The 15,443-nt window shown below is 64.2% G+C and carries 11 protein-coding genes; 3 read left to right on the top strand and 8 right to left on the bottom strand.

Translation table 11 applies throughout. The annotated features are described in order from the left end of the window. Positions 1–131 precede the first annotated feature (131 nt). Entirely contained in the window at positions 132–1,154 is a 1,023-nt protein-coding gene (locus DIE03_RS30405) for a sensor domain-containing diguanylate cyclase (RefSeq protein ID WP_260434982.1), read from the top strand. A gap of 23 nt (positions 1,155–1,177) precedes the next feature. Here the strand turns inward: DIE03_RS30405 and DIE03_RS30400 are convergent, their stop codons facing one another. The 4 genes from DIE03_RS30400 to DIE03_RS30385 all read right to left on the bottom strand — a co-directional run bounded on the left by DIE03_RS30400 (position 1,178) and on the right by DIE03_RS30385 (position 5,488). Continuing rightward, positions 1,178–1,630: a hypothetical protein gene (locus tag DIE03_RS30400; protein WP_124455918.1), complete on the bottom strand. Its 453-nt coding sequence runs from the start codon at positions 1,628–1,630 to the stop codon at positions 1,178–1,180. After that, a complete protein-coding gene (locus tag DIE03_RS30395) occupies positions 1,630–3,036 on the bottom strand; it encodes a phosphatase PAP2/dual specificity phosphatase family protein (RefSeq protein ID WP_124455917.1) in 1,407 nt (468 codons plus the stop codon). Before DIE03_RS30395 ends, DIE03_RS30400 begins: the two co-directional genes overlap by 1 nt. After that, positions 3,033–4,802 carry a bifunctional alpha/beta hydrolase/class I SAM-dependent methyltransferase gene (locus DIE03_RS30390; protein ID WP_124455916.1) on the bottom strand — a complete coding sequence of 590 codons (1,770 nt, stop codon included), beginning with the start codon at positions 4,800–4,802 and terminating at the stop codon, positions 3,033–3,035. Before DIE03_RS30390 ends, DIE03_RS30395 begins: the two co-directional genes overlap by 4 nt. Before the next feature lie 80 nt (positions 4,803–4,882). Further along, positions 4,883–5,488 (bottom strand): CDP-alcohol phosphatidyltransferase family protein, encoded by a 606-nt coding sequence (locus DIE03_RS30385; protein ID WP_124455915.1) that lies wholly within the window; start codon positions 5,486–5,488, stop codon positions 4,883–4,885. Between the two features lie 468 nt (positions 5,489–5,956). Between DIE03_RS30385 and DIE03_RS30375 the strand changes: the two genes are divergently transcribed. Together DIE03_RS30375 and DIE03_RS30370 are read left to right on the top strand one after the other, a co-directional pair. Then, the gene (locus DIE03_RS30375; protein ID WP_124455914.1) at positions 5,957–6,589 is read left to right on the top strand and encodes a lysophospholipid acyltransferase family protein; all 633 of its coding nucleotides are present in this window, start codon (positions 5,957–5,959) and stop codon (positions 6,587–6,589) included. 35 nt (positions 6,590–6,624) lie between these two features. Then, positions 6,625–7,554: a phosphatidate cytidylyltransferase gene (locus tag DIE03_RS30370; RefSeq protein WP_124455913.1), complete on the top strand. Its 930-nt coding sequence runs from the start codon at positions 6,625–6,627 to the stop codon at positions 7,552–7,554. Between the two features lie 234 nt (positions 7,555–7,788). Here the strand turns inward: DIE03_RS30370 and DIE03_RS30365 are convergent, their stop codons facing one another. The 4 genes from DIE03_RS30365 to DIE03_RS30350 form a co-directional block, all read right to left on the bottom strand. Continuing rightward, entirely contained in the window at positions 7,789–9,528 is a 1,740-nt protein-coding gene (locus tag DIE03_RS30365) for a ShlB/FhaC/HecB family hemolysin secretion/activation protein (RefSeq protein ID WP_124455912.1), read from the bottom strand. A 367-nt stretch (positions 9,529–9,895) separates the two neighbouring features. Continuing rightward, positions 9,896–11,122 carry a hypothetical protein gene (locus DIE03_RS38870; RefSeq protein WP_260434981.1) on the bottom strand — a complete coding sequence of 409 codons (1,227 nt, stop codon included), beginning with the start codon at positions 11,120–11,122 and terminating at the stop codon, positions 9,896–9,898. A gap of 595 nt (positions 11,123–11,717) precedes the next feature. Beyond that, positions 11,718–12,167 carry a hypothetical protein gene (locus DIE03_RS30355; RefSeq protein WP_124455911.1) on the bottom strand — a complete coding sequence of 150 codons (450 nt, stop codon included), beginning with the start codon at positions 12,165–12,167 and terminating at the stop codon, positions 11,718–11,720. Positions 12,168–12,179: 12 nt separating this feature from the next. Then, a partial coding sequence (locus DIE03_RS30350; protein WP_185658255.1) for a hemagglutinin repeat-containing protein occupies positions 12,180–15,443 on the bottom strand: 3,264 nt, incomplete at its 5' end.

Genomic DNA, 15,443 nt, shown 5'->3' with positions numbered 1-15,443 from the left:
GAACGGCATACTGCCGGCGCGGTGCAGCCGGCCGCCGGGCGGCCCGTTGGCTGGGACGCGCGGCCGCGAGGCGGCGCGTATGCTACCGCAATCCCGCGACACCGGATGCGCTTTCTTTCATGGAAACTGACTTGAATCAAATCGTCGACACCGCCACCCCGTCCTCCGACACGCTGCTGCGCATCATCGCCGTGCAGGCCGAGATCGCGAAGCTCGGCCTCGACCTGGGAAGTGTGATGACCTACGTCGCCGAGCAGGTGCCGCTGCTCACGGGCGCGAGTGCGGCCGCAGTCGAATTCGCCGAGGGCGACGACATGGTGTATCGCGCCGCGTCGGGCACCGCCGCCGGGATGCTCGGGCTGCGGCTGCGCCGTTCGGGCAGCCTGTCGGGCCTGTGCGTGCGGCAAGGCGAATTGCTGCATTGCGTCGATTCGGAAACCGACCCGCGCGTCGATCGCGACGCATGCCGCCGGGTCGGCCTGCGCTCGATGCTCGTGATGCCGCTCACGCATGCCGACACGACGGTCGGCGTGCTGAAGGTGATGTCGCCGGAAGTCGACGGCTTCTCGCCGGCCGACGCCGGCACGCTGCGGCTGACGGCCGGGCTGATCGCCGCCGCGATGTTCCACGCGGCGCGCAACGAGGCCAACGAGCTGTACCTGCGCGCCACCCATGACGCGCTCACGGGCTTGCCGAACCGCGCGCTGTTCTACGACCGCCTGCGCCAGTCGATGCACACGGCGCTGCGCGCGAACGGCCGGCTCGGCATTCTCAACATCGACATGGACGGGCTGAAGCCGATCAACGACGGGTTCGGCCACCGCGCGGGCGACGCCGCACTGCGCGAGATCGCCACGCGGATGCAGGGGGCGGTGCGGCGCTCGGATACGGTCGCGCGCGTCGGCGGCGACGAATTCGCGGTGATCCTGCCGAACATCGGCACCCGCGACGACGCGCATGCGCAAAGCACGCGGCTCGCGCGGCAGGTCGGCGAACCGTTCGAATTCGAGGGGCGCGCGTTGCGGCTGGGCGTCAGCGTCGGGATCGCCATGTTGCCGGAAGACGGCACCGACATGACCGCGCTGATCGAGCATGCCGATCAGGCGATGTACGAGGCCAAGCGAACGCGGTCGCAGCGCACGGCTTACGCGTAACGCCTGCCGCGTCACGTGCGACGCTAGCCGATTTGCGGCGCCACGATCGCGAGCCCGACCACGAGCCACTGCACGATCGCGACCAGCACGCCGGCCCGGCACAGCCCGACCGCGCCGCGTACGCGCGCGTCGAGCGCGCGGCCGGCCTTGGCCGCATCGATCCAGCCGAGATCGGCGAGTGCGCGGTCGAGCGCCGCGAGCCCGTCGTCGACCGACGCATCGCCGGCTGTCGCCCGCGCGAGTGCCGCGAACAGCCGGCGGTCGATCTCGATGCGCACCGCGTACCACAGCGCCGCAATCCCCGACCCCGTGCTGACGACGGCCAGCAGCACGCGGGCGACCGTCGCCGGCGCCCAGCCCGCGGCGATCCACCAGCCCGCGCCGGCCGCGGCCAGGGCGGCCGCGATCGCCCACGCGCCCGCATCGAGCGCGCCGCGCGCGGCGGCAATCCGGAACGGCGCCGACGGATCGCCCATCACGCCCCTCCCGCGTGGCGACGATCGATCCAGTGCTGCAGCACGGTCACGCCTTCGTCCGACCACACCGCGTGCGGCTGCACCGCGCGCACCGCGGCCAGCGCGTCGCGCGCGTCCCCCAGCCCGCGTCGGGCCGCGAGCCACGCGGCCGCGCACAACACGCTGCGCCCGTATCCGAGGGCGCAGCAGACCAGCACGTCGCGCCCTTCCCCGTGCAGGCGCTCGAGCGCCGCGACGGCCTCCGAAAGCTGTGCCGCCGTCGGCGCGACGAGGTCGAGCTGCGGCACGGCCGCATACGCGAGCGATGCATCTGCCGCCGCCCAGCGCGGCATCTCGGCGGTCAGGTCGACCAGCGCGGTGAAGCCATGGCGACGCACATCGCGCGTCGTCGGCGTGCGGCCGATCGACACGCGCTCGTCGATCCGCACCGGCGCCGGCTGGCGGAACGTCCACAGCCGCGAATTGACGAACGCGCCGGCGATCGTCGGTGCGAGCAGCCAGCGGATGAATACCGGAAGGCGCCCATGCGGATCCTTCTGGAAGGCACCGGGCGCGCCGCGCCGGTAGGCCCACGCGACACAGGCGAGCGCCAGCGCGACCCACCCGGCCGCCAGCGCCCAGCCCGGCGCGCGCGGCACGCACCACAGTGCCGCCAACGCCACCAGCGCCGCGCCGATCGCATAGCGCCGTGCGAGCGCGCGCCCGGCCGCGTTCGGTGACGCATCGGCGCCCGGCAGCCGGCCCGCCGCATCGCGCAGCGGGAACAGGAACAGCGCGAGACAGCCGACGGCCGCGCCGGTCGGCACGTCGATCGCGTGATGCTGGTAGGTCGTCAGCACCGACACGCCGATCGCCGCGAACCACAGATGCAGCACGGCGCGCGCGAACGTGCCGCGCAGGTGCTGCGCACAGACGGCCCACAGCACGACGAGCAGCCCGATGTGCAGCGACGGTGCCTGGTTGAACGGCTTGTCGAAGCCCATCAGCAGCGTGAACAGCGCGCCGGCCACGCCGCCCGCGTCGGGCCGCTCGAACCCGAAGCGCAACGGCCACGCGATGAAGCATGCGACCGACACCAGTTGCACGGTCAGCAGCCGCTTCACGTGATCGAGCAAATCGGCGCGGCGCGTCCAGAAGAAGAACGACAGCGCATACAGCAGGTCGATCGACCAGTACGGCACGATCGTCCACGGCACGAACGGGATCGCATGCTCCCAGCCGAACGCGAACGTCGGCACCGCCGCGCGGCGCGCCGCGAGCCAGTTCGCAAAGCCGTACGTCGAGAAGAACACCGCGCCCATCACCGCGAGCCAGCCGAAGCGCAGCGCGAACGATGCGTCTCGCGCGCCGGCCGCCGGCTCGGCCAACCCGCCACGCGCGCCCGCGCCGCCGCCGAGCGCGCTCATGACGCGTCGACCCGCTGCGCGAGGCTGACCGTGAAGATGCCCATTTCGTCGATCCGCTGGTCGAGCTTGCGGAAGCCCGCACGCGCGACAAGTTCGTCCATCTCGGCCTGCGAGCGGCGGCGCATCACCCAGGTCGCTTCACCGCGGTGATTGTTCAGCGCGCGTGCGATGAATTCGAGCTGCGGATGCCACGGCTGCCCCGTATAGACGAGATAGCCGCCCGGCGGCACGGCCTGCGCGAGCCCGCGCAGCGAGCGTTCGATCAGCGCGTTCTCGCCGAACAGTTCGTACAGGCCCGACACGATCGCGAGCGTCGGACGCGGCTCGAGCGTCGCGAGCGACGTCTCGTCGAACGCGTCGCCGCGCTCGAAGCGCGCGATCGGCTCGAGGCCGCGCTGGGCGATCAGCACGCGCCCCGCCTCGACGTTCGGCGGGCTGTAGTCGCGCAGCGTGATGTCGTCGGGCGCCGCGCCGTCGCGCTCGGCGGCCGACGCGATCGCGTCGAGCACGTAGCGCCCGTGGCCGGCCGCGATGTCGACGATCCGCACCGGCGAGCCGTGGTTGCGCAGGCGGCCGATCGCCGCGCCGATCAGTTCCTGCAGATGCACCTTGCGCTGGCGGATGCCGACCCAGCCCGGCGAATCGAGGTACGTGCGGTCGATGAGCGCGCCGACGCCGAGCCGCCCCTGCGCACGATTCCGGTACACATAGTCGAGCGTCGAGCCCGAATCGAAGCCGAGCCGGAGCCCGAGCGCGATGCCGTCCGACAGTGCGCCGCCGGCTTTCAGGCCGGCGCGCGTGAGCGCCCAGTACGCCCGCGCGAACACGTTCGCGGGCGGCCGGCCGAGCGCCGCGTATTCGTCGTGGAACGCGCCGCGTCGGTCGGCGTCGGCGAGCGACACGCGCGGGCTCGGCGCATCGAACTCGCGCAGCACGAACGCGCGCAGCGGCGCGAGCGCCTGTGCGCGGTCGCGTTCGCCGAGCGTGTCGTGATAGAAGCCCGGCAGCACGATGCGCTGCTTGCGCGCCGAGCCGAGCCGTTCGAAGAAGCGGTCCTGCGGGCCGCGATGCACGACCCAGTCGGCACCCGAGATCAGCAGCAGCGTCGGCACGGTGATCGCGGCCGCGTCGGCGACGATCCGCTGCGCGGTGTCGTGCAGGTCGAGCAGCATGTTGACCGCGATCGGCCGCGTGATCAGCGGGTCGGACGCATAGCTCGCGATCCGTTCGGGATCGTGCGTGAGGAATTTCGGCTTCACGTAGCTGTTCACGTAGAACAGCCCGCGCAGCTTGTGCATCAGCCGCAGCCCCGGCCGCGCGAACGGCACGTAGAGCTTGATGTGGAAGGCCGGCGACGCGACGACGAGCGCGCGGATCGGCGGCGCGTAGTCGTGCGCCCAGGTGGCCGCGAGCACCGCGCCGACGCTCTGGCCGATCACGGCCATGTCCTCGATCGCGATGCCGTGCGTGTCGCGGATATGTTCGACGAAGGTCTGCAGGTCGCGCACCGACGCGGCCGCGCTCGGGCTGTAGCCGCGCGCGCCGGGCGAACGGCCGTGGCCGCGCGCGTCCCATGCGAAGAAGGCGAAATCGGGCAGGTCGAGCTCATCGACGAGATGTGCGACGCGTGCCGAGTGTTCGTGGCCGCGATGCAGCAGCACGATGGCGCCGCGGCAATGCGGGCCCGTCGCGGGCCAGTGGCGATAGAACAGCGTTTCGCCGTCGTGCGTGATGAAGTCGGCCTCACGTGCCGTGCGTGCGCTCATGCGTTTTCTCTCGTTTCGTTATTGGAATCTTGGTGCGCCGCCCTCCGGCGCCCGGTACTGCAACTACGCTGACTGCCTTTTCAACCGCCCTTTTCCGCGATGCCGGCCTGCACGCGCCGCACCACGGTCACGATCGACAGCACGATCAGCAGCCGCCACAGCCATGCGGCGACACCGCCGACCGGAAACCCGAGCCCGATCCACAGCGCGAACGCGCCGAGGGCGAGCGCCCGGTCGCTCTTGCCGAACGGGCCGTCGTAGCGGCGGCTCACGCCGACCAGCGGGCCGATCAGCCCCGCGCATTCGACGATCACCGCCGTCAGCGCGAACAGCCAGACGTCCGCCGGGGCGAACGCGGGAATCGCGAGAAACGGCAGCACCAGCGCGATATCGGATACGACGTCGCCGAGTTCGTTCAGGTACGCGCCGAGCGTGCTCTTCTGGTTGTGTTCGCGCGCGAGCATCCCGTCGATCGCGTTGAGCGCCATCCGCGCGAACAGCCACAGCGGAATCAGCAGGAACAGCGCGCGGGCGAACACGCCGAGCCCGGCGAGCGCGCCGACGACGATCGAGCCGCCGGCCGCGAACAGCGTGACCTGGTTGGCCGTGACGCCGCGTTCGGCGAGCGAATTCGCGAACGGGCGCAGGCGGTTCTGGAATTTGGGTTTGAGTGCGTAGAGGCTCATCGTTTCGTATTCGTATTATTCGCGCGGCACAGTCGGATACATTTCCCGCCGCCATGCCCCGGGCGGCGAAACGGCCTTGGTCGGCCTTCCATGGACGGCCCTAATCGTCGCCGAGCAGCCCCGATGCGTCAAGCACGCCCCCCGGCTCGCACGCGTGGCGCCAATCTGGTGTTTTTGACGGAAACTCGCGATAATCCGCTGGCCCGATCGCGGCGAGATCCATTCGAACTGCAGACGGGCACTCGTGCAACAGCCGATTATCACGCCGCCGACCGGCGCATTCGCCGCGACGCAACAACGTGTGACGGCGAATCGTCCGATTATCGCGGACCTGCGACAGGCAGCCACGAATTTGAAAAAATTTAAACAAGAGCCGTCCGGCGCGCATCCTGCCGCGCCGGCATTCCGGGGTTCCGCCCGCCGCGCGTGCGCAGCGGGCCGCGCATGCAGGCAGGAGGCGCCGCGCCGATGAACATTCTCAACGTCTGGCAGCGCGACTTCCTGCTGTCCATCGTGCGGCTCGTCGCCGGCGCGTATCCGGTCTGGCATCAGGCGCCGCCGTCCCCGACGCAGAAGATCTATTTCTCGAACCACACGAGCCATATCGACACGCTCGCGATCCTCGCCGCGCTGCCGCGCAACGTGCGCGCGGTCGTGCGGCCGGTCGCGGCGCGCGACTACTGGGACAGCAGCGACCTGAAGCGTCACATCGCGCAGAAGCTGCTGAACGTCGTGCTGATCGACCGTCATCGCGAATCCGGAGGCGACCCGCTCGACCCGGTGCGCGACGCGCTCAAGCAGGGCCACTCGATCATCATCTTCCCGGAAGGCACGCGCGGCGCCGACGTGCTGCCGCAGCCGTTCAAGAGCGGGCTGTTCCATCTCGCGACCGAGTTCCCTGACGTCGCGCTCGCGCCCGTCTACCTCGAGAACCTGCAGCGCATCATGCCCAAGGGCGCGATCTGGCCCGTGCCGCTGATCTGCAAGGTGCATTTCGGCGCGAACGAGGCGCTCGGCGCCCAGGAAGACAAGCCGACGTTCCTCGCCCGCATGCGCGACGCGGTCGTCGCGCTCGCGCCGCCGCAGCGGCCCGCCGGCTGAGCGCGGCCCCCCTTCTCCCTTTCCGGATTTCAACCATGCGAACAATCTTCTGGGAACTGGTCGCGGGCGTCACGGGCGTGCTCGTCGTCGCGACCGTGATCGGCGCGATCCTCGGCGCGCGCAGCGGCGGCCAGAGCGCGACCATCGTCAACCTGAACCAGCGCATCCGCGCGTGGTGGGCGATGATCGCGATCATGGCCATCGCGATCGGCCTCGGCAACAACGTCACGTATCTCGTGTTCGCGCTGCTGTCGTACCTGACGCTGCGCGAATTCATCACGCTCACGCCGACCACCGCGAGCGACCATACGACGCTGTTCATCGCGTTCTTCATCGCGATCCCCGTGCAGTACCTGCTGCTCGGGATCAACTGGTACGGGATGTATTCGATCTTCGTGCCCGTGCACCTGTTCTTCGCGATGTCGCTCGTCTCCGCGCTCACGCAGGACACGCGCGAATTCCTGAGCCGCAACGCGAAGATCAACTGGGCGCTGATGGTGTGCGTGTACGGCCTGAGCCATGCGCCGGCCGTGCTGATCCTCGACATTCCGCGCTACGCGGGGCAGAACGCGCTGCTGCTGTTCTTCTTCCTGTTCGTCGTGCAGATCAGCGATGTGCTGCAGTATGTCGTCGGCAAGCTGTTCGGGAAGCGCAAGATCGCGCCGCAGCTGTCGCCGTCGAAGACGATCGAGGGTTTCATCGGCGGCGGTTTGCTGGCCACGTTGTGCGGCGCATCGCTGTATCGCGTGACGCCGTTCAGCTTCTGGTCGGCGTTCGGCATCTCGCTCGCGATCGTGATCGCGGGCTTCGTCGGCGGCCTCGTGCTGTCGGCCGTCAAGCGCTCGCTCGGCACGAAGGACTGGGGCTCGATGATCGCGGGCCACGGCGGGATGCTCGACCGCGTCGACTCCATCTGCTTCGCCGCGCCGGTGTTCTTTCACCTGGTGCGCTATCTGTATGTGTGAGGCGCGGGCGGCGCGATGCCGCCCGTCGTACGCCAAAACTTGACGCCGATCCAGCACTCTATCGATCGGCCATCTGAAGTAGTACTGGCAAGCCTGGCATTCGAACATCGATAGTCGGCCAACTGTTCGCGAACAAGACTGTCGCGATCTGCGCGATCAGAAACACCATCGATACCCGGTACTCGTCAGCATTGTTGAATCCGTGAAGTGCCGGGCCGCTCGATCGCGTATTCATCAAAACTGGGCCGTCAGCTGGAACCCGAGCGTGACTCGGTTCGTCGGAAAGCCGGACGGCTTGTACACCGGCGTACCGGCGAACAGGTCGTAACCGTAGGCGCCCAATCGAGTCGCGACGCTGCCCTTCAAGCCGATCACGGCACCTGCCAGTTGCGTGCCAACCAGCGTGACCGGCTGCGGGCCCCACACTCGACCGTAGTCGAGGCCCGCGTAGACCGCCATCCCCGTCTGTCCGATCGGCGCCTGCAATTCGTTGCGCCAGTAGAAACCGCGAGAAGCCGCCAGCATCGTTTCGCCGTCAAAGCCGCGTACCGTATAGCGGCTGCCGATCGTCAGGTCGTCGATGTAATAGAGCGCGTTACCTGTGTACTGGCCGTGGAACGTCGTGACGTACCGAAGCGGCTGCTGCGCGACCGCGAACGGCACCGACAGGTTCGCATCGAGTACCGCCATCTTGTAGCGGTAGGTCGGGCCGCCGTCGGCCGCCAGCATATCGTCCTGCGCGCCGAATGCGCCGATGCCCTGCCGATACGCGAGCGTGCCATCGAACTGCGCGTTGCCAAAGTAGTGCCGATCGGTCAGGCCGAACTCGACGAACGTATTGTTGCGGCGCTGCTGCGGAATTTCGGTGTCTTCGATGAAGCTCTGGCCGAAGCGGCGCGACAGCCGGAACTGCGCACCGAACACGTCGTTCTGGCTGCGCGATAGCACGCGGTTCAGCTTGAGGTCGACCGTCTTCGAATTGCCGCTCGCGATGAACGTCTGGTTCACGCCGGCGATCTGCTGGTAGTACGTGCTCGTGTATGCGGAGAGCGTCGCGGTCCAGTAGCCCCACGGAATCGAATAGAAGCCGTTCCATCCGTGCGAACCGAGCCGCTTGTCGCCGAACTCGAGATCCTGGCTCACGCCGATGTTGAAGATGTCGTTCAGACCGAGCGGGTTGTCGATGCCGAGTGACATGTTGCCCTGCAGGCGGCCTGTCGCGCGCGTGCCCGAGTTGTCGATCGACGCGACGACCGTCCACGGCTTGCCGCGCTTCACGTCGAGCACGACGTCGCTCTCGCCCGACACATCGGCGGGAACGATCTGCATCGACACGTCCTGGCTCGAGACGCGTTTCATCTGCTCGAGGCCCTGTTCGAGATCGCGCAGGTTCAGCAGCTCGCCGTCGCGCGTCGGGAAGGCAGTTTTCCATGTGCCGCGAAGCTTTTCGTCGGCGAAGCGCACGTGGCGGATCACGCCGGGGATCAGCGAAAACTTGAGGGTGCCGGTCGACAGATCCTGTTCGGGCAGCAGCACGCGCGTCGTGATGTACCCACGCGCCAGGATCGCTTGCGACAGGCCCTTGACGAGCACGTCGAGCCCCTGTTTGCCGACGCACTGGCCGGTGTAGTGCTCGAGCCATTCGCGCGCGAAGGCGAAACGATCCATCGGCAACGCCGACGCTTCTTGCGATTTCAGGGATGCAGGCAGCGCATCGGGTACGTCGAGTGCGAAACGGTCAATGCGAAAGCACGGCGTTTCGGACGGCAGCGCTGGATACCCTGCGCTGGCCGTCACGTTCGATCGCACCCCGGGCGCGGTGACGGTCCGCTCGCGCTCACGTGCCTCTTCTTGCTGTCGGGATTGCTGATAGTTGCCCGGAACGGTCAGGCGCGGCGCTTCCTGCGCCGACACGCTCGTCGCGATAAACAGCAGTGCTGCGGCGGCCGAATTCCCTCGGCGAATGATTTTCATCTTCTTCTAGATATGGGGGCGTGGACTACAACCGGATCACGCGTATTCGTCAAGGATGCGACTGCTTATTAACGCTGTCAGCACACTGATCATTCAAAAAGTCCGGCAAAAAAATGCATGGGTGACACCCATACTGATCCAAGCAGCAGGATTATGCTTGTGCGTCATCTTGGCCCGTTGCTCTGGATTTTTACCACCGCCGACTGCTCGTCATCCGACCATCCTGCTTTCCAAGAAATATCTTAGCTAAAGAAGATATTTTTCAGTATCACGTAAACGATGAAGCCCATAATCGCAGTGAAAAAGCACCACCAGATGATTTTCTGTATCCGCGTTTTCGGAACAGATGTAATTGACGGTCCCATGGCTACCACCTAATCCCAGTTTTCCCTTGATCAACGGAGAAGCCCCAGCCAACTGAAGCAGGGTTGTTTGTCTTCCCCACGTTTACACCTGCACCAAAGCCTACAACAGTTGCCGTACCGTTTCCAGGCGACACCATGATGCCGCCCCCCATACCACCATAAAGTGCGGATCCGCCGCCTGCGTATCCGCCAGCAAAATTATTTGTCTGTCCCGGTCTGACCGTATTCGTATTCAGATAGCCAACCGATATGCTCGCGCCCGCACCTACCGGGTTTGGCAAGCCCATATTCAATCCACCGCCGAAAAACGAATTCCCATCTCGCGTAAACGTTCCCCACACACTTCCCACAAAGTAGTCGACTTGGAAATTCACAAAGTCTGGTGCCCTCACCAATCCCGGATTCGAGCCCGTCGTCGTCGCTTGATAGGAGAATCCGCTGCCCTGCGCTCCCTTCGCAATATACGCCTGCAAATCTGGATCCCCCGGGCCGAGCGATTGGGTCCACACCGTTTGCCCGGCCCTGTTCACGCCGTACTGCGTCCATTCCGTCCCGTCTTGCGGCTTGTCGCCCGACGCCACCTGTACATTACCCGGCAGCATCCCGCCATTCGACGTTACCAGATTCATCTGTGCCATCTGGTCCACGATTTGCTCTGCCGTGTACTTACCGCCGCTCTCCGTCGCCAGCTTCTTCGCCAGAGTCAGTTCCTTCGCCTTGCTGTCCTCGTGCAGCTGCCGGTTGAACCGATCGACGTTGTACCCCGAGAACGCCCCGGACTCGCCACCCACAGCCGCACCAGCCCCCGTCGCAAGTGCGTTCGCCACGATGTTGCCCAGCGCCTGATTCATATTGGCGTTGCCGGTCGGATCGCTGCCGGCGATCGCGCTGCTCAGTTCGTTCAGCTTGCCCGACGCGATCGACGCAATCGCCGCACCGGCTGCGCCACCGACCGCATTGCCGCCCGCCAATCCCGTCACCAGCGCCGCCCCAGCACCTTGCATCAGTGCGCGGTTCGCTCCGCCTTCCTTCCACGCGTCAACACCTGCCTGGTCACCATTCTTCTCGGCCTGCCGTTTCATCTCGTCGGCATAGTCCCCGATCCGGCGCGACACCGCTTCGCCGGCCGCGCTGGCCGCAGCCATCATGTCCGACTGGTTGGCCAGCAGGTTCTGCATGTCCGGAAGTTTCGCGACCGTTCCGTTCGTGTTCGTCGTATCGCGATTCAAGCTGGCCACATCCTGCTCCGACATGGCAGTCCCTTACCAATAGGAGTGCAGGTCGGTCAGTTCTCTCGGTTTTTTTGTGCGGTATGCCCTAAAAATGCAACGAGAGTGACAGTGGCAGACAAGCCCACAAATACAAGCAGCGCGAAAGGTGTAAGGAACTCACCAAATCTAGATACTGTAGCCTTGAAGCCAACCACCACAATCCCCGCCGCAAATAGTCCTAGATATATAAGCAACATTGACGCAAAAAAACCTTCCAGAGACGAAATTTCCCGAGAATCCTTCCGAAAACTGGGCCAAATAATCCTCCTATAAGGCTACTTATGGATTCAAGCGACATTCTCACTCCTTATTGCTTATAAGGTTCACCAGACTTCACGACTGCCTGCGCTGCTCTGCCAGCCGTTTGACTTAGCGCAAGCCCGACTCCCCGGATCACAAACCCTGGAATAGTTGCGACATTCAATCCCTCCCCCACTGCCGTTCATCCGGATGCAGTTGCCGGTTGAAATCAAATCCCGATTTACCCTTGCTCTTCTCGGCTAACTGTTTCGCGAGCGTCTATTCCTCTGAATGCAACCGACGATTGAACCGGTCAGCGTGTTCTCCGACGACAGAAATCCTCGGTTCCCGCATTGAACTCCATACTTACCGAAAACGCGCGCCTTTCAAATTCGTTCGTAACTTCTTTATCCGGCGATCTAGAAATAGAAAATTTCATTCCGCTCTTACACATAACGTATGCGCGGTCATCCTCGCCCACAAACACCCATCCCCTTTCTTTCAGAGAATCTTTGAGTATGCCTGCTTTTTTATCATCGAGAGTTGATGCATCCACATCGTACATAGCAAGAGCCGCACCCGATTTTGCGGTCTCATGGCGAGACAAAATTACTGAATTCTTGAATAAATAATCCAGATCTTTAACCGCAACATCCAACCTCTCTTTTGTAGTGGAGCTAGTCGGATTCCGTAAAATAACCCAGGTCGCCAAAATTATCCACAAGGAAAAAACAAGAATTTTCTTTGTCGAAATTTTCTTCATGTTCTCGCTTGATTACTTCCCGAATGGATTGGTGATCTGGCCAGAATAACCGCCTGTGGCATTTCCATTGACATTTGGAGCTTTGGTAAAACCACCAAAGCCAACCCCGAACTCGAACGCAGTCGCCCCACCGATAGCATGGTTGACACCTACACACGCCCCAAAGGCACATCCACTTGCGCCTGCCGATTGCCCAGAGAGAAATGCATCTGTCAGTTTCCCTTTGTCGACTGAGGACTGACCAACATTATCCGCAATAACTCCCGCTGTAATCGCTCCGCCTGCCGAACGAGAGGCAGCGATAGATGCACCATAGTAAAGGTTTCCATTATGTGTATTGATGGTCAATGCACCGCCAATTCCTGCACCGTATTGAATGCTCACGTAGTCAACAGTTCCTGGCCGCTGGGCCGCCATTCCTGACGCCCACGACTTCTGGTCCGCCTGGATATCAGTCACACTGTACTGAAACAAACTGCCATCCGGCGTCTGCTTCACCATGCCGCCGTAGCTAGTAGTCGCGAAGTACGTCCCGTTGTAATTCTTTAGTTGAGCCTGTTCGGCCGTATAACCGGCGCCTTCCTGCTCCAATGCTGAATACTTTGTGTAGTCAGCCGTACCCGGCGCATATTCCGCGGCGCAATGCACCAACGCACAACCCGCCGCTTCTAGACGATGTTCTTTGTCTGCATTCCCATTGGCTAGAGTCTTGATCGCTTGCTTCTCCTCCGGATGCAACTGCCGGTTGAACCGATCCACGTTGTATCCAGAGAACGCCCCCGATTCACCGCCCACGACACCACCAGCCCCCGTCGCAAGCGCATTGGCCACAATGTTGCCCAGCGCCTGATTCATATTCGCGTTCCCGGTCGGATCGCTGCCTGCGATCGCGCTGCTGAGCTCGTTCAGCTTGCCGGAGGCGATCGATGCAATCGCGGCACCGGCTGCGCCACCGACCGCGCTGCCGCCTGCCAGTCCAGTCACCAACGCCGCGCCTGCGCCTTGCATCAGTGCGCGGTTCGCTCCGCCCTCCTTCCATGCGTCGACACCGGCCTGGTCACCATTCTTCTCGGCTTGCCGCTTCATCTCGTCGGCATAGTCCCCGATCCGGCGCGACACCGCTTCGCCGGCCGCGCTCGCCGCAGCCATCATGTCCGACTGATTGGTCAGCAGGTTCTGCATGTCCGGAAGTTTGGCAACCGTACCATTCGTGTTCGTCGTATCGCGGTTCAAACTCGCCACGTCCTGCTTCTGATTTGCCGAATCTGTAATCGTAACGGTCCCCGCACTCACGCCGCTCTTCGTCATCGCGCTATCACTGCCGCTGTCGTTCTGACCAAGCATGGGCGCGGCGCCACCGGCATTCTTACCCGACGTGCTGCCGTGCGTGCTGTAATTCATCCCGCCGTCGCCGGTCGTCGCACCCGCACTGAAGCCGCTCGAGCTCGCATCGTAATGCGACTGGTTCTGAACGTCCGAGAACGACAGCGAGCCCGTCGTCAGGGAATTCTTCGACGCATCCGCGTCGCTCGCGATCAGCCCACCCTTCAGATCGGTATTGCCGGTGACGTTGATATTGAAACCGCCATCGCCTGCGTGAATCCCGGCCTGTTCATTGACGCCCGCATAGCTGCCCGAAGCGTTGCCCTTGCTTTGGCTGAAGCTCCCGCTGGCGCCGCCCTGACTGACGCTGAAGCCACCGCCCGAACTCGACTGATGCGCCGCGCTCGACAACGTATCCTGCACGCTGACGATGTTCAGATTCCCGCCCACATCGGCGTTGACCTGATTACCCTTCACGTTCGAGCCGATGATGTTCGTATCGCCGCCCGAGATGATCGTCACATTGTTTGCTGCGGTTACATGGCTATTGTTCTGCGTAGCCAGATCGCTGTTGCCGTCACCATTGGCCTTCGACATCGCCGCGGAAACACCGAGCCCGCCCGTGCCGACCGACACGCCCACGCTCGCGCTCTTCGATTCATTCGTGCTGCGCGTCGAATCCGTATCCGTCGTATTGATGATACTGACCTGATTCTTCGCCGCCAGGATCACGTCGTTTGCGTTCACGTTCGAACCGGCGATCGTCACATTGCCACTGCCAGCCTGACCGGTGCCGGTTGCCGCAAACGCGACCGTTCCCCCCGCGTTCACGTTCGAGCCGCGACTCGTCACGCTGTCTTCGGAAAATGCGCTCTTGCTGTGACTGCTGCCGACGCTGACTTCGACCTTGAACTGCGGCGTCTCGCCAGCCCCCAGCACCCGGACCACATCGCCTGCGGCCATATTCGCATCCCACGCCGCGCTGGCTGCCGCCATCCCATGCAACGCTGCCGCGCGACCATCCTGGCTATTGCCGGACGCACGCGATTGACCCACAGCGTTCGATACCGCGTCGATCACCGGCGCCTTCAGCGCTAGCGTCAGGCCGCTCTTGGAGACTTCCTGCGTTTCACTGCGGTGGTTCTTGTCCTGCGCCGCGTCAATCGTCACGTTCGCGCCTGTCCCGCTGAGATTCTTCGCGGCGATCAGGTCGCTGCCCGTCACGTGCAGGTCGTTTCCAGCCGTGATGCTGAGGTTGCCCTTCAGCGAACCGATCGCGCTGCTGTTGTTCGACACCTCGGTTGTCTGACTGGTCGTCTTCAGCGAACTGCTGCCCACTGACACAGACAGCCCCCCGCCCGACATCAGCCCGGATTCCTTCTTCTTGTAGTAGCTCGACGACTGCAGGGTGTCCTGCGACGTCGTGACAGTTACGTTACGCGCTGCCGTGAGCGTCACGTCGTTCGTTCCGACAATGGTGCTGCCCTGAACATTGACGTCCTTTCCGCCGACGATGTTCACGCCGTCCGCCGACACCAGACTGCCGCGATTGAGCGTCATCGTCTGGTCGATCCCGCTCGCAACCTTCACGCCGCTCACGACATTGCTGTGGCTATGCGTTTCGTGCGAATTCAGCTCATGCGTCTCGGTTGCCGCGCCGACGTTCACGTCGCCAGCCGCCAGCAGGTTCGCGTTGCCTTTGTCGAGGGTGATCGCGCTGCCGGAGAGCGTAATGTCCTTGCCCGACACGATATTCACCGTATCGCCGCCCCTGAGCGTCGTGCCTGTGAGCGCCTGATCGGACGTGTGCAGTGTCTCCGCGTAGCTGCCGTGACTGTCACTACCCGAACTGTTGCTGTTCACCGTCGATGTCGCACTCGCCGCACCGAGCGTCACGTTGCCCTTGGCAGCGAGTGTCCCGCCCTGGCCGAGGTCGATCTGCGCGCCCTTGGC

Origin of the sequence: Burkholderia sp. Bp8992, assembly GCF_003853705.1 — a bacterium.
Classification (GTDB): domain Bacteria; phylum Pseudomonadota; class Gammaproteobacteria; order Burkholderiales; family Burkholderiaceae; genus Burkholderia.
The sequence above is the reverse complement of the archived record's forward strand: the minus strand, read 5'-3'. Positions and strand labels throughout refer to the sequence as shown.